This window comes from Kitasatospora sp. NPDC088548, assembly GCF_044753005.1.
GTDB lineage: Bacteria > Actinomycetota > Actinomycetes > Streptomycetales > Streptomycetaceae > Kitasatospora.
The window spans coordinates 402,941-421,413 of sequence record NZ_JBIVMI010000001.1; the positions used below are offsets into that span (position 1 = coordinate 402,941).

The 18,473-nt window shown below is 73.1% G+C and carries 17 protein-coding genes and 1 pseudogene; 13 read left to right on the top strand and 5 right to left on the bottom strand.

Going from position 1 to position 18,473, the window contains the following annotated elements; all coding sequences use genetic code 11:
- Window positions 1–28 precede the first annotated feature (28 nt).
- Complete coding sequence (locus tag ACIP82_RS01865) at window positions 29–337, bottom strand: AzlD domain-containing protein (RefSeq protein WP_363604588.1); 309 nt, start codon at window positions 335–337, stop codon at window positions 29–31.
- A complete protein-coding gene (locus ACIP82_RS01870; protein WP_363604587.1) occupies window positions 337–1,179 on the bottom strand; it encodes an AzlC family ABC transporter permease in 843 nt (280 codons plus the stop codon). The genes ACIP82_RS01865 and ACIP82_RS01870 overlap by 1 nt, the downstream gene beginning before the upstream one ends.
- A gap of 67 nt (window positions 1,180–1,246) precedes the next feature.
- Here ACIP82_RS01870 and ACIP82_RS01875 point away from each other — a divergent pair, with 67 nt between their 5' ends.
- Window positions 1,247–1,837, top strand: a complete 591-nt coding sequence (locus ACIP82_RS01875) for a helix-turn-helix domain-containing protein (protein WP_400650317.1) — start codon at window positions 1,247–1,249, stop codon at window positions 1,835–1,837.
- 82 nt (window positions 1,838–1,919) lie between these two features.
- Here ACIP82_RS01875 and ACIP82_RS01880 read toward each other — a convergent pair whose 3' ends face one another.
- Window positions 1,920–3,824, bottom strand: a complete 1,905-nt coding sequence (locus ACIP82_RS01880; RefSeq protein WP_400649784.1) for a cholesterol oxidase substrate-binding domain-containing protein — start codon at window positions 3,822–3,824, stop codon at window positions 1,920–1,922.
- Between the two features lie 269 nt (window positions 3,825–4,093).
- Here ACIP82_RS01880 and ACIP82_RS01885 point away from each other — a divergent pair, with 269 nt between their 5' ends.
- Complete coding sequence (locus tag ACIP82_RS01885; protein ID WP_400649786.1) at window positions 4,094–4,813, top strand: carbon-nitrogen hydrolase family protein; 720 nt, start codon at window positions 4,094–4,096, stop codon at window positions 4,811–4,813.
- Window positions 4,814–4,937: 124 nt separating this feature from the next.
- Window positions 4,938–6,332 carry a class II fumarate hydratase gene (locus ACIP82_RS01890; RefSeq protein WP_400649789.1) on the top strand — a complete coding sequence of 465 codons (1,395 nt, stop codon included), beginning with the start codon at window positions 4,938–4,940 and terminating at the stop codon, window positions 6,330–6,332.
- Window positions 6,333–6,451: 119 nt separating this feature from the next.
- On the opposite strand, the gene ACIP82_RS01895 is transcribed toward ACIP82_RS01890, so the two are convergent.
- Window positions 6,452–6,922 (bottom strand): SPW repeat protein, encoded by a 471-nt coding sequence (locus ACIP82_RS01895; protein ID WP_363604581.1) that lies wholly within the window; start codon window positions 6,920–6,922, stop codon window positions 6,452–6,454.
- A 183-nt stretch (window positions 6,923–7,105) separates the two neighbouring features.
- On the opposite strand from ACIP82_RS01895, the gene ACIP82_RS01900 reads away from it, so the two are divergent.
- Window positions 7,106–7,678 carry a PadR family transcriptional regulator gene (locus tag ACIP82_RS01900; protein ID WP_363604580.1) on the top strand — a complete coding sequence of 191 codons (573 nt, stop codon included), beginning with the start codon at window positions 7,106–7,108 and terminating at the stop codon, window positions 7,676–7,678.
- Window positions 7,674–8,038: pseudogene (locus ACIP82_RS01905) on the top strand (hypothetical protein); the annotation flags it as partial. The gene ACIP82_RS01900 and the pseudogene ACIP82_RS01905, both read left to right, overlap by 5 nt.
- A gap of 81 nt (window positions 8,039–8,119) precedes the next feature.
- On the opposite strand, the gene ACIP82_RS01910 reads toward ACIP82_RS01905, so the two are convergent.
- Complete coding sequence (locus tag ACIP82_RS01910; RefSeq protein ID WP_400650319.1) at window positions 8,120–9,391, bottom strand: M28 family metallopeptidase; 1,272 nt, start codon at window positions 9,389–9,391, stop codon at window positions 8,120–8,122.
- A 635-nt stretch (window positions 9,392–10,026) separates the two neighbouring features.
- Here ACIP82_RS01910 and ACIP82_RS01915 point away from each other — a divergent pair.
- From ACIP82_RS01915 to fahA, 8 genes are all read left to right on the top strand, one after another.
- Window positions 10,027–10,437: an ArsR/SmtB family transcription factor gene (locus tag ACIP82_RS01915; RefSeq protein WP_400649794.1), complete on the top strand. Its 411-nt coding sequence runs from the start codon at window positions 10,027–10,029 to the stop codon at window positions 10,435–10,437.
- On the top strand, window positions 10,434–11,549 hold the full coding sequence (gene arsB / locus ACIP82_RS01920; protein WP_400649797.1) for an ACR3 family arsenite efflux transporter: 1,116 nt from the start codon (window positions 10,434–10,436) through the stop codon (window positions 11,547–11,549). Before ACIP82_RS01915 ends, arsB begins: the two co-directional genes overlap by 4 nt.
- The gene (locus ACIP82_RS01925) at window positions 11,542–11,955 is read left to right on the top strand and encodes an arsenate reductase ArsC (RefSeq protein WP_400649800.1); all 414 of its coding nucleotides are present in this window, start codon (window positions 11,542–11,544) and stop codon (window positions 11,953–11,955) included. Before arsB ends, ACIP82_RS01925 begins: the two co-directional genes overlap by 8 nt.
- Window positions 11,956–12,162: 207 nt before the next feature.
- Window positions 12,163–13,569: an alpha/beta family hydrolase gene (locus ACIP82_RS01930; protein WP_400649802.1), complete on the top strand. Its 1,407-nt coding sequence runs from the start codon at window positions 12,163–12,165 to the stop codon at window positions 13,567–13,569.
- Window positions 13,570–13,774: 205 nt separating this feature from the next.
- Window positions 13,775–14,989 (top strand): 4-hydroxyphenylpyruvate dioxygenase, encoded by a 1,215-nt coding sequence (gene hppD, locus ACIP82_RS01935; RefSeq protein ID WP_363604572.1) that lies wholly within the window; start codon window positions 13,775–13,777, stop codon window positions 14,987–14,989.
- A 53-nt stretch (window positions 14,990–15,042) separates the two neighbouring features.
- Window positions 15,043–16,245, top strand: a complete 1,203-nt coding sequence (locus ACIP82_RS01940; RefSeq protein ID WP_363604571.1) for a cupin domain-containing protein — start codon at window positions 15,043–15,045, stop codon at window positions 16,243–16,245.
- Complete coding sequence (locus ACIP82_RS01945) at window positions 16,242–17,087, top strand: hypothetical protein (RefSeq protein ID WP_400649807.1); 846 nt, start codon at window positions 16,242–16,244, stop codon at window positions 17,085–17,087. Before ACIP82_RS01940 ends, ACIP82_RS01945 begins: the two co-directional genes overlap by 4 nt.
- Complete coding sequence (gene fahA, locus ACIP82_RS01950; protein ID WP_400649810.1) at window positions 17,084–18,304, top strand: fumarylacetoacetase; 1,221 nt, start codon at window positions 17,084–17,086, stop codon at window positions 18,302–18,304. The genes ACIP82_RS01945 and fahA overlap by 4 nt, the downstream gene beginning before the upstream one ends.
- Window positions 18,305–18,473 lie beyond the last annotated feature (169 nt).

Sequence of the window (18,473 nt, forward strand, 5' to 3'; positions counted from 1 at the left end):
GCGGCTCGGCGACGGGCCCGGGACTCCGTCAGGCGACCCCGCAGAGCCGGAGCAGCGCCGTCGTCGCCGCGCCCGCGACCACGACGACGGGGAAGGGCGCGCGGCGCAGCGCCAGCACCCCGGCGACCAGGACGCCGGCCGGGCGGGCCCAGCCGGCGAAGCCGTGGCCCTGGGTGAGCGCGCCGGTCGCGACCAGGGCGACCAGCAGGACGGCGGCGGCGACGGCGAGCAGGTGGCGCAGCCGGTCGGAGATGGTGAGCCGGTGGCCGAGCGTGGGCCCGGCGACGCGGAAGGCGTAGGTGCCGGCGGCCAGCAGGAGGATGGCGAGCAGGGACATCAGCGGACCTCCTCGGTCAGGGGTTCGGGCCGGTTTCGGACGAGCGGGTCCCTGGCGGGCCGTCGGTCCGGGTCCGGGCGGGTGTCCGCGACCGGCTCGGCGTCCACGGCCGACACGGCGTCCGCGGCCACAGCCGCGTCCCCGGCCGGACCCGCCGCCAGGTCCGCGCTCGGCGCCTTGGGCCGTCCGGCGAGCAGCAGCCCGAGGAGGGAGAGCAGCACGGGCAGACCGGCCGGCAGGAACGGCGTGGCGGCGACGGCCAGGACGGCACCGAACAGGGCGGCGGCGCGGGTGCGGCGGTCGGCGAGCGAGGGCAGGACGAGGGCGAGCAGGACGGCCGGGAAGGCGGCGTCGAGTCCGAGCGCGTCGGTGTCGCCGATCAGGCCACCGGCCGCCGCGCCGAGCACGACGGCGACGTTCCAGACCGCGAACAGCGCGAGCCCGCAGAGCCAGAACGCGGCCCGCCGTCGGCGACGGTCGGGCTGGAGCAGGGCGAAGGCGACCGACTCGTCGGTCATCACCTGCGCGCCGACCAGCCGCCGCCACCGGGGGCCGTCGAACACGTCGGCGACGGTGAAGCCGAACGGCAGCAGGCGCGCGTTGAGCACCAGGCCGGTCGCGACGGCGGCCAGCGCGCCGCCGCCCGAGAGGACCACGCCGACGGCCGCGAACTGGGCGCCGCCGGCGAAGACGAGCAGGGACATGGCGACCGGCACCCAGAGAGGCAGGCCGCCGGAGACGCTGATCGCGCCGAAGGAGGCGCCGACGAGCGCGTCGGCGAGGCAGACCAGAGCGATGTCACGGAGCGTGGCACGCTCCAGTGTTCGGATCATCGAACGCATGTCCAGTAGAGTGAACCCCATGACCGTCGTTCGTCAAGACGAACGCCTGGACCTGTGGAGCGAACGCATGAGCGCGGGCAGCAGCGGCAACACCTCCCCCGCCGGCTCGGGATCGGATCTGATCGGGCTGATCGCGGCGTCGATCCGGCGCGAGCGCGAGCGCGGCGGCCTGTCGATGGCCGAGCTGGCCCGGCGCGCCGGGATAGCCAAGTCCACGCTCTCCCAACTGGAGTCGGGCGTGGGCAACCCCAGCGTGGAGACGCTCTGGGCGCTCGGTGTCGCGCTGGACGTGCCGTTCAGCCGACTGGTCGACCCACCGCGACCGGTGGTCCGGGTGATCCGGGCCGGCGAGGGGCCGGTCACCCACTCGGAGCGGGCCGACTACGCGGCCACGCTGCTGGCCTCCTGCCCGCCGAACGCCCGACGCGACATCTACCGGATCGAGGCGCAGCCGGGCGAGACCCGGGCCTCCGACCCGCACATGCCCGGCACGGTGGAGCATGTGCTGCTCGGCGCGGGGCGGGCGCTGGCCGGGCCGTCGGACGCCCCGGTGGAGCTGGGCCCGGGCGACTACGTCAGCTACCCGGGCGACGCCGCGCACGTGTTCCGCGCCCTGGAGCCGGGCACCCTGGCGGTGATCGTGATGGAGCACGTCTGAGCGGGCCGCCGGCCGGCCGGGGCGGTCGGCGGGTCGGCCCGGTCCGCCGACCCGCCGCTCAGTTGCTCAGTTGCTCAGCCGCTCAGCCGCTCAGCAGGCCGTCCAGGAAGGCGTTGCCGAACACCCGGTACGGGTCGTGGCGGTCCAGCACGGCGACCGCCTCGTCCCAGCCGGGCCCGCCGCCCTCGCGGTGGCCGGCGGGGATGACCCGGCCGAGCACGTCCGGGTCGGCCCAGGCCGCGTCGGCGGTGTAGGCCCAGCCCTTGGACCACTCGACGCGCAGGCCGGCCCGGGTGCCGTCGAAGGTGCGCAACAGGTACTGCTCCAGGTCGCGGCAGAAGCGGTGCAGCCCGGGGGTGCCGGGGAGGCTGAGCACGTCGAGCCAGACGGCGGTGTCCCACTCGGGGCGGTCGGGGCGCGGGCGCAGCGCGGAGAGCAGCGGCGGCCGGGCGCCGGGCACACCGCACCAGGCCGGGTCGTCCAGCCCGGTGACCCGGATCTCCACCGCGCCGTTCACCGGGAACTCCCCACGCGCCTGGTATTCGGCGAGCAACTGCCGGTAGTGGGCGGTGAATTCGCTGACGACCCACTGGAGGTCGGCGCGCCGGGCGAGGACGGCGTAGCCGTTGGCGGTGACCCGCAGGGTGGTCGGGCGGACGTACTGCAGCAGGGTGCGCGAGGGGCCCCAGAGGTCGGAACGCAGGCCGTCGGCGAGCAGGTGGGTGAGGAGTTCCCCGCTGAGCAGGTCACGGAGCAGTCCGCCGGAGAGCAGGACGTCGGTGATGTCGCCGGTGAGGGCCACCTTGGCGATGAGGTACTGGAGTTGACCGAAGAGCGGGGCCGATCCCCAGGTACCGGCGACGAGTTCGCCGGCCAGCCGGGCGACCGGCTCCGGAATGCTGTCCGAGAAGGGGTAGTTGTAGGGCTCGGCGACGGTGCGCGCGGCGAACGGGCGGTTCGGGGTGACGCTCCAGGTCTTCAGCCAGGGGTAGTCGGTGTAGGCGAACCAGATCGCCTCGGCACGCCCGTCCCGCTCGACGAAGTCGGCGAAGGTACGGGGGCGGCCGGCGGCGCCCGGGCGGGCGAAGAGTTCGCTCGCCGGGATGTCCAGCCGGCTGACGCAGCGCAGCGGCCGGTCGGCGCCGGCGCGGAGCACGACCTCGGTGACGAAGGCCCGGCCGAGGTGGACCAGGAAGGCGGCGCTGTCGGCCTCGGCCCGGTCGAAGGTGCGCAGGGTGTAGCGGCCGGTGGCCGGGTCGTGGACGACGGCGGTGAGCCGGGTGACCTGGTTGCTGAGCGAGCCGTAGCCGTGGCCGTCGGGGCGGGTCTCGCCGGCCGCGGGGACGGCGGTGCCGTGGCCGCCGACGGCGAGAACGCCCCCGACGGTCAGCTCGCCGGGGGCGGGCACGGCGGTGAGGCCGAGGCCGCGGGTGGCCAGGTGGGCGAGCAGGTCCTCCATGGTGGCGCCGGTCTGGACCCGGACGGTGCCCGGGGAGTCGGCGGCGATCGCCGTGAGGTGGCGGCCGGTGTCCAGCAGCAGGACGCGGGCGGCCTCGGGGGTGCCGGCGGCCACGGTGAGCGGGGACCAGCCGTGCCGGCGGCCCTGGGCCCGCAGCCGCCAGCCGTTGGCGTGCGCCCAGTCGGCGAGGGCGGGGACCTCCTCGGGGGTGCGCGGGGCGCAGGTCCAGAGCTGGTCGGTTCGGATCTCGCCGGACCAGTTCTGGTAGACCCGCTGGTAGAGCTCGGTGCCGGCGGGCAGACCGGATGGGACAGGCGTGCTCGCCTCGGCATCGTCCGGTCCGACGGTGCCGCGCAGCAGCCACGCCGCTCCGCCGAGCGCCGCGGAGGCGCCGAGAAGCTGCCGCCGGCTCAGGCCCGCCCGGTGGTCCTGGTCGGTCCGGTCCCGCTCGGTCCGGTGTTGTGCGGCCTGGTGTTGTGCGGCCTGGTGCTGACCGACCTGGTGCTCCGGCCGTCGTGCTGTGGTCATCGTGTCCGCCCCCTGCATGGTGATCGCCCGGCCCCTGGCGTGCCGGCGTACGCCGGTCTTCGCAGGAGCGTACGAATCGGTGTTCGCCGGTATGACCGGAACGGCTGCCACCATCACCCGATCGGGTGCACATTTGGGGGCGGCGGCGGACGCGGGCCGCGGAGTAGGGCGGTCCGGCAACGCCGTCCACCGGGGTTGTCCGTGGCTGAGGGCGCCGCCTAGGTTGGCCTTGATCGCCCGCCCTGCCCGATCGCTCCGGAGGCCCCGTCGTGCCCGCTCCCCTGACCGTCGCCGTCGTCCAGCCCACCGCCGCCGAGGCCGCCCGGCCGGACACCGTGGCCGTGAACGCCGAACGGCACGCCGCCGCCGTACGGGAGGCCGGGACACGGCTGGTGGTCTTCCCGGAGCTGTCGCTGACCGGCTACGACCTGGCCGCGCCCGCCGTCGGCCCGGACGACGCCCGGCTGGCGCCGCTGGTCGCGGCCTGCGCCGGGACCGGTGCCACCGCACTGGTCGGCGCGCCCGTGGCCGATGCCGACGGCCGCGAGTACATCGGCACCCTGGCCGTCACCGGCGCGGGCGCCGCCGTCGTCTACCGGAAGATGTACCTCCACGGGTCCGAGGCCGACCGGTTCTCCTGCGGCGGGAGGCCCGTCGTCCTGGAGCTGGACGGCTGGCGGCTCGGGCTGGCGATCTGCGCCGACGCCGCGGAACCCCCGCACGCCGAGCGGACCGCCGCGCTGGGCATCGACGCCTATGTGGCCTCCACGCTGTACGGCGACGCGCCCGAGGCGGTGGCGCGCCGGGAGAGCCAGCTGCGCGACCGGGCCGCCGCCCACGGGGTGTGGGGCGTGCTGGCCACCACGGCGGGGGCCAGCGGCACGTACCCGCGGACCTCCGGCGGTTCGGGTGTCTGGGCCCCGGGCGGCGCGCTGGTCGTCCAGGCGGGTGCCGAGCCGGGCGAGGTCGTCCGTACCGAGCTGCGGTAGGACCGGCCCAGGGGCGGAACGCGGGGGCGGGCGTCCGGGGCGGACGTCCGGAAATACCCGGGGCCCGCGCGCGGCTGTCGTGATCGGAAGCCGTTCAGTGGCCGATCAGGAGGTGCAGCGCGTGATGGGTGACGAGCAGGAGTACCGGACCGAGCACGACTCGATGGGCGAGGTACGGGTACCGGCCGCCGCCAAGTGGCAGGCGCAGACACAGCGGGCGGTGGAGAACTTCCCGGTGTCGGGCCAGCGTCTGGAGCGGGCGCACATCGCGGCGCTGGCCCGGATCAAGGCCGCCGCGGCCCGGGTCAACGCCCGGCTCGGGGTGCTGGACGAGGAGACGGCGGAGGCGGTCGCGGCCGCCGCCGAGGAGGTCGCCCAGGGCCGCTGGGACGCCGAGTTCCCGGTCGACGTCTTCCAGACCGGCTCGGGGACGTCGTCCAACATGAACGCCAACGAGGTGATCGCCACCCTGGCCGGCGAGCGCCTGGGCCGCCCCGTCCACCCGAACGACCAGGTCAACGCGAGCCAGTCCTCCAACGACGTGTTCCCGTCGTCGATCCACATCGCGGCCACCGCCGCCGTCACGCACGACCTGGTGCCGACGCTGGAGCACCTCGCGGAGGCGCTGGAGCGCAAGGCGGCGGAGTTCGCCCAGGTGGTCAAGGCCGGCCGGACGCACCTGATGGACGCCACGCCCGTCACCCTCGGCCAGGAGTTCGGCGGGTACGCGGCGCAGGTCCGGCACGGGCGCGAGCGGCTGCTGGCGACCCTCCCCCGGGTCGCCGAACTGCCGCTCGGCGGCACGGCGGTGGGCACCGGGATCAACACCCCGCCCGGGTTCGCCGCGGCCGTGATCGAGGAGGTGGCCCGCGCCACCGGTCTGCCGCTGACCGAGGCCCGCGACCACTTCGAGGCGCAGGGCGCGCGGGACGGCCTGGTCGAGCTGAGCGGCCAACTCCGCACCGTCGCGGTCGGGTTCACGAAGATCGCGAACGATCTGCGGTGGATGGGCTCCGGACCGCGCACCGGCCTCGGCGAGATCAACCTGCCGGACCTCCAGCCCGGTTCGTCGATCATGCCCGGCAAGGTGAACCCGGTGCTGCCCGAGGTGGTGCTGATGGTCGCGGCGCAGGTGATCGGCAATGACACCACCGTCACGGTGGCCGGTGCGAGCGGGAACTTCGAACTCAACGTGATGCTCCCGGTGATCGCCCGCAATGTGCTGGAGTCGGTCCGGCTGCTGGCCAACAGCGCCCGGCTGCTGGCCGACCGGACGGTGGACGGCATCACCGCCAACACCGAACGGGCCCGCGAGTACGCCGAGTCCTCACCCTCGGTGGTCACCCCGCTGAACCGGTACATCGGCTACGAGGAGGCGGCGAAGGTCGCCAAGCAGGCGCTCGCCGAACGCAGGACGATCCGTCAGGTGGTGCTGGAGCGCGGCTACATCGAGCAGGGCAGGCTCACCCTGGAGCAGCTGGACGAGGCGCTGGACGTGCTGCGGATGACCCGGCCGTAGGAGGCGGCCCCAGGAGGCGGCTTCGGGACGCGCACCGGGGCGCGGAGGGCGGCCTCGCCGCTCCGCGCCCCGGGCTCCGAGCTGTTCGGGGATGTCAGCCCTTCACTCGCTCGCCGGCCTCAGCTCTTGGCCCGGCCGGCCCGGCCACGCCGCATCGACGCCCCGTTGGCCGTCATGGTGGCCATCGAGATCGCCGCGAGACCCAGCAGGAACATCACGGCGCCGACGATCAGGCAGACGACGATGTTCTTCCCTCGGGCGACCGAACCGGAGATCACCCAGGGGGAGATCATGGTCCAGAGGCCGAGCGCCGTTGCCGCCCACGCCCGGGCGTGGGTCCGCTCGTAGGCCGATCCGTACCCGGCCATCAGCACGCAGTAGGCCAGGCCGACGATCAGGCAGGTGACGGTCAGCGTGTTGAACGCGGTGAAGCCGACAATCCATGGCGAGGCCGCCAGGAAGAGACCGGCCAGCACGGCCAGGGCCTCGACACCCTGGGCGCGCGGGGTCGACGTGACCCGCTCGTAGTGTTCCCGCAGTTCGACGATGTCCGGGTGATGCTCCATGCCCATCGGAATCTGGGTAGACACCGATACCACCTCCTAGGTCCGAACATGGAATCGCTTGCCCCGTACCCATTCTGGCGCTTATCTAACGTTTTGCACCTGCTCGCCCGAAATGATCGACAACCCTCGCATCACGCCGGTGACCTGCGTCTCACCGCGCCCGGCCACCATTGCCTATGCAACTAATTGCACAGCAGGATGCCGGCCATGGCACTGGAGCACGCGATCCTCGTCTCACTACTGGAGCAGCCGGGCTCGGGCTACGAACTGGCCCGGCGCTTCGACCGTTCCATCGGCCGCTTCTGGACCGCCACCCACCAGCAGATCTACCGGGTGCTGCGGCGGATGGAGGCGGACGGCTGGATCTCGGCCGAGGAGGTCGCCCAGGACGGCCGGCCGGACAAGAAGGTGTACTCGGCGGCCGCTCCCGGCCGGACGGCGCTGGCCGACTGGCTCCGGGAGCCGGTCGAGGCGGAGACCGTCCGGCACGAACTCGCGGTCAAGATCCGCGCGGCGGCCTTCGACGACCCGGCCGCACTGATCTCCGAGGTCGAGCGGCACCGCGCGGGCCACGCCGCCCTGCTCGCCCGCTACCTGCACGGCGAGCAGCGCGACTTCCCCGAGCCGGGCGCCCTCGACGACCGGCAGCAGTTGCAGCACGTGGTGCTCCGCGGCGGCATCGAGTACGAGCGGATGACCCTCGCCTGGCTGGACGACGTGCTCGCCACCCTGCACCGTCTCGCCGCCGGTGGCCGCTCCACCCCTGACCGCTCCGTCTGAGCCCCGCCCGGCCTGGACACGCGCCGCCCAACTACCGTCCGAGGGGCACGTGGTGACGTTCGGACTCTCCGAACGCCGCCACGGCGCCGACATCCACTCGACCGATCCGGCTCCCATGTCAGCGAGTTCCGCCTGGAGGACTACCCGGTGCGCGCCGAGAACGTGCCGCACACCGGCCGGGCCGCCTTCGACGCCGCACTCAACACCGTCGACGTCGGCGAGTTCAACCCCTGCGCGGCTCCCATCGGCATCGGCGAGCACGCGATGCACGAGGTCGTCACGCACGCCCACGACCGGGCGCCGTACGGCAAGCGCGTCACCGGCTTCCCGTATGTGCGAAGGGAGTCGACCGACGTCTACGAGATGCGGCCGTAGGGCGGGCGGGGGTGCCGGCGGCGGCCGGCACCCCCTTCCGTCAAGGCCCGTTTCAGCTTTCAGGTTTCAGAAGGTGAGCTTCCAGCTGTCGATGTAGCCGGTGTCCTGCGGGCCCACGTCCTGGACCTTGAGCTTCCAGGTGCCGTTGGCGGGCACCGCCGAGGCGTTCACCGTGTAGGTGGTCTGCACGTTCGGCACGGAATCGCTGCCGCTGGAGTTCTTCAGCCGGAAGGTGGTGCCGTTCGGCGCGACCAGGTCGATCACCACGTCGCCGCGCCAGGTGTGCTTGATGTCGACACCGACCTGGAGGGCGGCCGGCGCGTTGCCGGTCCGGCCGGTCACGGTGACGGCGGAGGTCACCGCCGGGCCGTTGTCCGGGATCTGCACGTCGGTGGTGTTCTCGAAGACGGTGCCGGTGGGCGGCGTTGTGGTGTCGCCGGCCGCGAGCGTCCAGACCGCGTACGCGATGGCGTCGCTCATCCGGTCCAGCGCGGTGTCGTTGACGTTGGCGCTGGTGTCGCAGGAGGAGTGGTAGCAGCGGTCGAACGGCTGACCCGCCGTACCGCCCCACTTCGCCGCCTGAGCACTGGTCTTGGTGTAGTCGGCACCGCTGAACAGGCCGCCGACGCGGATGCCCGCGTTCTGGAACGGGGCGTGGTCGGAGCGGCCGTCGCCCTCGAAGTCCTGCTCGGTGCTGATGCCGAGGCCCGCGAAGTAGTCGCGGAACAGCGCGTCCAGCGAGGCGTCGTAGCGGTAGGTGAAGTAGCCCGGGTTGGGCGAGCCGATCATGTCGAAGTTCAGATAGCTGTCGATCTTCGAACGTTCACTGGCGGGAAGGCTGTTGACGTAGTTCCGGGAGCCGACCATGCCGTACTCCTCCGCACCCCACCAGCCGAAGCGCAGGTGCTTGGCGGGCTTGAGCCCGGCCCGGGAGACGGCCAGCGCGGTCTCCAGGATGCCGGCCGAGCCGGAGCCGTTGTCGTTGATGCCCGGACCGGCGGTGACCGAGTCCAGGTGGGCACCGGCCATCACGACGTGCGAGGTGTCGCCGCCCGGCCAGTCGGCGACCAGGTTGTAGCCGGTCGATCCGCTGTAACTGAAGGTCTGCAGCGTGGTGGTGAAGCCCGCCGCGTCCAGCTTGCCCTTGACGTAGTCGATCGAGGCCTTGTAGCCGGACCGGCCGTGGGCGCGGTTGCCGCCGTTGGCGTTGGCTATCGACTGCAGCTGGGCGAGGTGGGCCTTGACGTTGGCCACCGGGATGTCGGGGGCGGCGGTGGCGGCCCCGGGGCCCGGGGCCGCCAGAGTCACGGGAGCCGCGGGGGTCGCGGGGGTCGCGATGGCGGCGGGGGCGAAGAGGGCGGCGGCGAGTGTGACGACCGCCCCGGTCGACAGGGCGGACAGGCGCAGGCGGGATCGCCGCGAGGCGCGCTCGGTCAATGGAGGCTCCAGATTCTGGTGGGGCAGAACGGAAGCGCGGCGCCTCGCAGGCGGAGACCGGCCCGGGCCGGGTCGGTCTCGGGTCGGGGATCCGACGAGCGGATCCGAGGAGCGGGTCCGGTGAGCGGATCGGGGTCGGGATCCGGTTCAGGATCCGGTGAAGTGCGAGACATGGCCGCGAAGTTGACGCGACCATGATGATTGGGCCAAGCCCCGGTTCCGTCAAGGGGTCCGGGACGGCCGTCCGACACCGCCGGTGGTCGGACCGCCCGCTTCGGGCACGACCGGTGTCCTGGGCGGTACCGCTCGGACGAGGGCGCCGCCGTCATGGCCGAGCGCGGCGAAGCCGCCGCCCGACTCGTCGGCGCGCTCGGCCGTCGAGCGCGGACCGGGGCCCGAACCGGGCCGGCGGCCGGTGCGGCATCGGCGACGTCGAACGCCAGCCGGACACGGGACATGACACCCCCCGAACACCCTGAATTGACGCCTGTCGATGCAGCCTTGCGCCCTGGATCGAAAAACGTCAACATAGAAGTATGTCGAAACAAGAGCTCGTGGTGCTCGGCCAGGACATCGACGGATGCTGCCCGGGCCTGTTGACCGCGCCCCTGGACGAGGACCAGGCCGACGGACTGGCGAAGGTGTTCAAGGCCCTGGGCGACCCGGTCCGTCTGCGGCTGCTGTCGATGATCGCCTCCCGTGCGGGCGGGGAAGTCTGCGTCTGCGACCTCACCCCGGCCTTCGACCTGTCCCAGCCGACGATCTCCCACCACCTCAAACTGCTGAAGCAGGCCGGACTCATCGACTCCGAGCGGCGCGGGACCTGGGTGTACTACCGGCTGCTGCCGCAGATGACCGACCGCCTCGCCGCGATCCTCACCCGTCCCGCAGAGCAGCCGCTGCCCGAGCCCGCTGAACCTGCCGAGCCCGCCGGGCCCGCGTCATGAGCACCGAAGCCGCCACCGCGGGGCGGGTCGCCGGACGGCTGTCCTTCCTGGACCGCTTCCTCGCCGTATGGATCCTCGTCGCGATGGCGGCCGGCCTGGGCCTCGGGCGCCTCACCCCCGGCCTGGGTGACGCGCTGGCGAAGGTCACGGTCACCGGTGTCTCACTGCCGATCGCGCTCGGCCTGCTGGTGATGATGTACCCGGTTCTCGCGAAGGTCCGCTACGACCGCCTGGACACCGTCACCCGTGACCGCCGCCTGCTGATCCCGTCCCTGGTCCTGAACTGGGTCGTCGGCCCGGCCCTGATGTTCGCGCTCGCCTGGATCTTCCTGCCCGACCTGCCCGAGTACCGCACCGGACTCGTCATCGTGGGCCTCGCCCGCTGCATCGCCATGGTCGTCATCTGGAACGACCTGGCCTGCGGCCACCGGGAAGCCGCGGCCGTCCTGGTCGCCCTGAACTCCGTGTTCCAGGTGCTCGCGTTCAGCCTGCTCGGCTGGTTCTACCTCTCGGTGCTCCCGGGCCTGCTCGGCCTGGAACAGACCGCGCTGACCGTCTCCACCTGGGACATCGCCCGGAGCGTCCTGATCTTCCTCGGCATCCCCCTGCTGGCCGGGTTCCTCACCCGCCGGATCGGCGAGCAGGCCAAGGGCCGCGCCTGGTACGAGTCCAGGCTGATCCCGCGGCTGGGACCGTTCGCCCTGTACGGGCTGCTGTTCACGATCGTCGTGCTCTTCGCCCTCCAGGGCGACGCCATCACCTCGAAGCCGCTCGACGTCGCCCGGATCGCGCTGCCGTTGCTGGTGTACTTCGCCGTGATGCGGGCCGGGTCCATGGCCGTCGGCCGCGCGGTCGGACTCGGCTGTCCGAAGGCCACGACGCTCGCGTTCACCGCCGCGGGCAACAACTTCGAGCTGGCCATCGCCGTCGCCATCGCCACCTTCGGTGCCACCTCGGGCCAGGCCCTCGCCGGAGTCGTCGGGCCCCTCATCGAGGTACCCGTGCTGATCGGGCTGGTCCAGGTCGCCCTGGCCACCCGCCGCTTCTTTCCCCGGCCCGCCCTCACGACGGCCGGAACGGCCGTCACTCCGGAAGGTTCCGCCCGTGTCTGAGTCAAGGCCGTCCGTCCTGTTCGTCTGCGTCCACAACGCCGGCCGCTCACAGATGGCCGCCGCGTTCCTCACCCACCGCGCGGGCGACCGCGTCGAGGTCCGCTCCGCCGGGTCCGCCCCGGCCGCCACCGTGAATCCGGCCGTGGTCGCGGCGATGGCCGAGGTCGGCGTCGACGTCTCCGCCGAGACACCGAAGGTACTGACCGTGGAAGCCGTCCAGGCGTCCGACGTGGTGATCACCATGGGCTGCGGCGACACCTGCCCCGTCTTCCCCGGCAAGAGGTACCTCGACTGGACGCTGGACGATCCGGCCGGGCAGGGCACCGACGCGGTCCGGCCGATCCGGGACGAGATCGACCGGCGCATCCGCGGCCTGCTCACCGAACTCCTGCCCGGGCGCAGCTGACCCCCGTCGCAGCCGGCCCTCGTCCGGCGGCATCGCGCCCCTCGCCCGAGGGCGTCGCCGGGCGCCCTCGGCCGGGCGGCGGCCCCGCTTCAGGGGGAGGGTGATCAGCAGGGCGAGTCCCGTTCGCTGTTACCCCCTCCCCGCCCGCGCCCTCCACCACCCACGTGCCCCGCCCGCCGACGTACGGTGGAACTCGGAGGCCGCGCCATGCACGTCACCGGTACCCACTTCACCGACCGCACCGACGCGGGCCGCCGGCTGGCCGCCCACCTGAGCCATCTGCGCGGCCCCGACACCGTCGTGGTGGCCCTGCCGCGCGGCGGGGTGCCCGTGGCCGCCGAGGTGGCGGCGTCCCTGGGCGCCCCGCTCGACATCTGCGTGATCCGCAAGCTCGGTGTGCCGTCCCAGCCCGAGCTGGGCATGGGCGCGATCGGCGAGGACGGCGTCCGGGTGCTCAACGAACAGGTGCTGCGACTCGCCGGCGTCACCTCCGCGCAGCTGACCCGGGTCGAGGAGCGGGAGCGCGCCGAGCTGGAGCGCCGGGCCCGCCGCTACCGGGGCGACCGGCCGCCCGCCGACCTGCACGGGCGCACCGTGGTCGTGGTCGACGACGGCATCGCCACCGGCTCCACCGCCCGGGCGGCCTGCCTGATCGTCCGGGCCAGGGGGGCGGCCCGGGTGGTCCTGGCCGTCCCGGTGGCACCCGAGGACTGGACGGACCGGCTCGCCGGGGCCGCCGACGAACTGATCTGCGTGGGCACGCCGTCCCCGTTCTTCGCGATCGGCGAGTTCTACGGCGACTTCACGCAGACCGAGGACGCCGAGGTGCTGCGCCACCTCGCCGAGGCCAGGGCCGCGCCCCCGCCCGCCACCGCCGCGGTGGACCGCGAGCTGACCCTGGCGGCCGACGGCGTCGAGCTGGCGGGCCGGCTGACCGTACCGGCCGCCGCGAGCGGCGTCGTGGTGTTCGCGCACGGCAGCGGCAGCGGCCGGCACAGCCCGCGCAACCGCCAGGTGGCCGCCTTCCTCAACCGGGCGGGCCTGGCCACGCTGCTGTTCGACCTGCTCACCGAGGACGAGGAGCCGGACCGTCGGAACGTGTTCGACGTGGAGCTGCTGGGCGCCCGGCTGACCGCCGTGGCCCTGCGGATCCCCCGGCAGCAGGCGACCCTCGGTCTCCCGCTCGGCCTGTTCGGCGCCAGCACCGGCGCCGCCGCCGCGCTCTGGGCGGCGGCCCGGCTGGGCGACCGCGTGCGGGCCGTGGTCTCCCGGGGCGGGCGACCGGATCTCGCCGCGACCGCGGACCTCGCCCGTACCACCGCGCCGACCCTGCTGATCGTCGGCGCCCGGGACGGCGCGGTGATCGACCTGAACCGGCAGGCGCGGGCACGGCTGCGCTGCGAGAGTGAACTGGTGCTGGTGCCGCACGCCGGCCACCTGTTCGAGGAGCCGGGCACCCTGGACCGGGTCGCCGAGCTGGCCCGGGACTGGTTCCTGCGCCGCCTCCCCGACCCGCTCGCCTCCCCCGGCGACCCTGCGGGCCCCACCGACCCCGCCCACCCCACCACCCCTGACGGTCCCGCCCCCTCCGGCCCGGTTATGCAGACCTCGTGAAACCACCCCGAACGGCAGTGCACTTTGTGCAGCCGGACCTTGGATTCTCTGATCACGTTGTACACATTGAACAGTGAAATCCCGACCTGTTGCCCAACGCCCCAGACAGGAGCAAGCTCTCCGCTCAGCCGCACCGCCACCCCTGCGGCGCGGCCGCCTCAAGCGGATGCCTCAGAGCCGAGGCCTCGATGTGGAGGAACGACCGATGACCCCGCAGTCCCACACCCTTGAGCTGACCCCTGAGGAACGCGAGGCCGGTCTCGACGCCGAGCAGCTGCGCCGCCTCGTCGGCCTCGTCGAGCACGACCCCGCCACGGACCCGTTCCCGGTCATCGCCCAGGACGCCGTCGTCTTCGTGGTGGGCAACGCGACCCAGACGGCCCACTTCTACCAGGCCGTGTTCGGCATGGAGCTGGTGGCCTACTCCGGCCCCGAGAACGGCCGCCGCGACCGCAAGTCCTTCGTGCTGCGCTCCGGCTCCTGCCGGTTCGTGATCAAGGGCGGTGTCGCCCCGGACAGCCCACTGCTGGACCACCACCGCCGGCACGGCGACGGCATCGTCGACCTGGCGCTGGAGGTGCCGGACGTCGACAAGTGCATCGCGCACGCCCGCGCCCAGGGCGCCACCGTGCTGGAGGAGCCGAACGACGTCTCCGACGAGCACGGCACCGTGCGCCGCGCCGCGATCGCCACCTACGGCGAGACCCGGCACTCCCTGATCGACCGCTCCCGCTACCACGGCCCGTACCTGCCGGGCTACGTGGCCGCCGAGACCCGGGTGACCCGCCCCGCCGGGCAGCCGAAGCGGTTCTTCCAGGCGCTGGACCACGCCGTCGGCAACGTCGAACTCGGCAAGATGGACGAGTGGGTGGCGTTCTACAACCGGGTCATGGGCTTCGTGAACATGGCCGAGTTCGTCGGCGACGACATCGCCACCGACTACTCGGCGCTGATGTCCAAGGTCGTGGCGAGCGGCAACCACCGGGTGAAGTTCCCGCTCAACGAGCCGGCCATCGCCAAGAAGAAGTCGCAGATCGACGAGTACCTGGAGTTCTACGGCGGCCCGGGCTGCCAGCACCTGGCGCTCGCCACCAACGACATCCTCAGCACCGTCGACATCCTGCGGGCCAACGGCGTGGAGTTCCTCTCCACCCCCGACTCGTACTACGACGACCCGGAGCTCCGTGCCCGGATCGGCAAGGTCCGGGTCGAGGTCGAGGAGCTGAAGAAGCGCGGCATCCTGGTCGACCGGGACGAGGACGGCTACCTGCTGCAGATCTTCACCAAGCCCCAGGGCGACCGGCCGACCGTGTTCTTCGAGTTCATCGAGCGGCATGGCTCGCTCGGCTTCGGGAAGGGCAACTTCAAGGCGCTCTTCGAATCCCTGGAGCGCGAGCAGGACCGCCGCGGCAACCTCTGATCGACACCCCTGATCAGAGCGGAACCGACGAACGGCCCAGGAGGAGCAGGACGATGGCGTACTACCGGCAGCTGGGCAGCATCCCGCCCAAGCGTCACACCCAGCACCGCACACCCGAAGGCGGGCTGTACTACGAGGAGTTGATGGGCGAGGAGGGGTTCTCCTCGGACTCCTCGCTGCTCTACCACCGGGGCATCCCCTCAGCCGTCGTGAACGCCGTGCCGTGGGAGCTGCCGGACCAGTCCACGGTGCCCAACCACCCCCTGCTCCCCCGCCACCTCAGGCTGCACGAGCTGTTCGCGGACCAGGAGTGGAAGTCCGCGGACGTGGTCGGCAGCCGTCGGCTGGTCCTCGGCAACGGCGACGTGCGGATCTCGTACGTCGCCGCCGGGGCCCCCAGCGAGCTGTACCGCAACGGTCTCGGCGACGAGTGCGTGTACGTGGAGTCCGGCTCGGGCACGGTCGAGACGGTCTTCGGCGCGCTGGAGGTGGGCCAGGGCGACTACGTGGTCATCCCCCGCGCCACCACGCACCGCTGGGTGCCGGCCGGCGACGAGCCGTTGCGCGCGTACTGCATCGAGGCGAACAGCCACATCACCCCGGTGAAGCGGTACCTCTCCAAATACGGGCAGCTGCTGGAGCACGCGCCGTACTGCGAGCGGGATCTGCGCGGCCCGGCCGGCCCGCTGCTGGCGGACACCGCCGGCGACGTCGACGTGCTGGTCAAGCACCGCGGCCCGAACGGCGTCGCGGGCACCCGGTACACCGTCCCGCACCACCCGTTCGACGTGGTCGGCTGGGACGGCTGCCTCTACCCCTACGCCTTCAACATCCGCGACTACGAGCCGATCACCGGACGGATCCACCAGCCGCCGCCGGCCCATCAGGTGTTCGAGGGCAACGGGTTCGTGATCTGCAACTTCGTTCCCCGCAAGGTGGACTACCACCCGCTCTCCATCCCCGTCCCGTACTACCACTCCAATGTGGACAGCGACGAGGTCATGTTCTACTGCGGCGGCGACTACGCGGCCCGCAAGGGCTCGGGCATCGGCCAGGGCTCGATCTCGCTGCACCCCGGCGGCCACACCCACGGCCCACAGCCGGGCGCCTACGAGCGCAGCATCGGTGTGGAGTTCTTCGACGAACTCGCCGTCATGGTGGACACGTTCCGGCCACTGGAGCTGGGCGAGGGCGGCCGGGCGAGCGAGGACGGCAACTACGCCTGGACCTGGTCGGGCCGGGGGCCCGGGCGATGAGCGCGGTCCCCGAGCTGTTCCGCGGCCTCTTCGACGACGCGGCGGTGTTCCCGCCGGGGAACCTGCCGGTCGCCGAGGCGGTGCCCGCCCATCGTGCGTACCGTGCCGCCTGGTACGCCGACGCGGTCGGCCCGCTCCTCTGCGGAGCGGGCCGGCTGGGCGAGTTGGCCGGGGCGACCGCCGGATCCGGCGGCGCCCTGCGGGTCGGGCTCGTACTGCCGGGGGGCAGTGCCGAGCTCGGCCCGGCCCTCGCGGCCGCCGCGCCCTTCGAGGTCGCGGGCGTCGAACTGGCCACCCGCGACGCCCGCGAGGCCGTCGCCGCGCTCGACCTGCTGCTGCCCCCGGACGTCCCGGCCGCCGTCGAGCTGCCGCGCGAACTCCTGCGCGGCGACGGCCTGGACGAGACCCTGGACATCCTCGTGGACAGCCCGTACCGGGCGAAGTTCCGCACCGGCGGGCTGGTGGCCGGCGCCTTCCCGGACGAGGACGAGCTGGCCGGCTTCCTGACCGGCTGCGCCCGGCGCGGGCTGCCGTACAAGTGCACCGCCGGGCTGCACCACGCCGTGCGGCACACCGACCCGGTCACCGGCTTCGAGCACCACGGCTTCCTGAACGTCCTGCTGGCCGCGCGGGAGACCGACCGGGCGGCCGCCGCCGAGGTGCTGGCGGAGCGCTCCGGCGCGACCCTGGCCAAGGCCGTCGGCGAGTTGACCGGACATCAGGTTACGGTGATCAGGAACTCGTTCACCGCGTTCGGCACCTGCAGCATCGCCGAACCCCTGGACGACCTGGCCGGGCTCGGCCTGCTGTCGCCCAGTCCACTGCCCCAGGAGGAGCGTTGACCACCCCCCGCAGCTGGCTCGCCGGCGCGCAGGACTCGCCGTTCGGCGTGCACAACCTGCCGTACGGCGTCTTCACCGCAGCCGACCAGCCGGACCGGCGACGGATCGGTGTCCGCGTCGGGGAGTTCGTCCTCGACGCCGGGGCCGCCGCCCGCGCGGCCGGGGCGCCGTCCGTCCTGCTGGACGCCGACTCGCTCAACCCGCTGCTGGGCGCCGGGCGCCCGGTCTGGACGCGGGTGCGCGCCGAGCTGACCGAATGGCTCACCGACGAGTCGTACCGGGACGCGCTCTCGCCGCTGCTGCTGCCGCTGGCCGAGGTGGAGCTGCACCTGCCGTTCGAGGTCGCCGACTACGTCGACTTCTACGCCTCCGAGCACCACGCCACCAACCTGGGCCGGATCTTCCGCCCCGGCTCGGACCCGCTCACCCCCAACTGGAAGCACCTGCCGATCGGTTACCACGGCCGGGCCGGCACGGTGGTCGTCTCCGGCACTCCGGTGGTCCGTCCGCACGGGCAGCGCAAGGCGCCCGCCGACGCGGCGCCCTCGTTCGGCCCGACCCGCCGGCTGGACATCGAGGCCGAGGTCGGCTTCGTCGTCGGCACCCCGTCCGCCCTCGGTACACCCGTCACCCTGGACGGCTTCCGCGAGCACGTGTTCGGCGTCTGCCTGGTCAACGACTGGTCCGCGCGGGACATCCAGGGCTGGGAGTACGTGCCGCTCGGCCCGTTCCTCGGCAAGTCCTTCGCGACCTCGGTCTCGCCGTGGATCGTCCCGCTGGAGGCCCTGGAGCACGCCCGGGTCACCCCGCCCACCCGGGACGTCGACCCGCTCCCCTACCTGGACGACCGGGACGGCGAACCCTGGGGCCTGGACCTCGCGATGGAGATCCGGCTGAACGGGCACCCGGTCTCCCGCCCGCCGTTCGCCTCGATGTACTGGACGGCCGCCCAGCAGCTCGCCCATATGACGGCCAACGGCGCCTCGCTGCGCACCGGGGACCTCTTCGCCTCCGGCACCGTCAGCGGCCCCGAGGTGGACACCCGCGGCGCGCTGATCGAGCTGACCTGGAACGGCGAGGAGCCGCTCAAACTCCCCGACGGCACCACCCGCACGTTCCTGGAGAACGGCGACGAAGTCGCCATCACCGCCACCGCCCCGGGCCCCGACGGCAGCGTCGTCGGCTTCGGCGAGGTGACGGGCCGGGTCGTGCCGTAGGGCCTGGTCCGACACCGCACGCGCAACCACTGTGCGAGCGGGGGGGGGGGGGGGGGGGGGGGGGGGGGCCCCCCCCCCCCCCGCGCCCCCCCCCCCCCCCCCCCCCGCTCGCCTCGCCCAGTACGGTGGCGGCAGGATCTTCGGACGAACGACGGCCGACCACGAACGA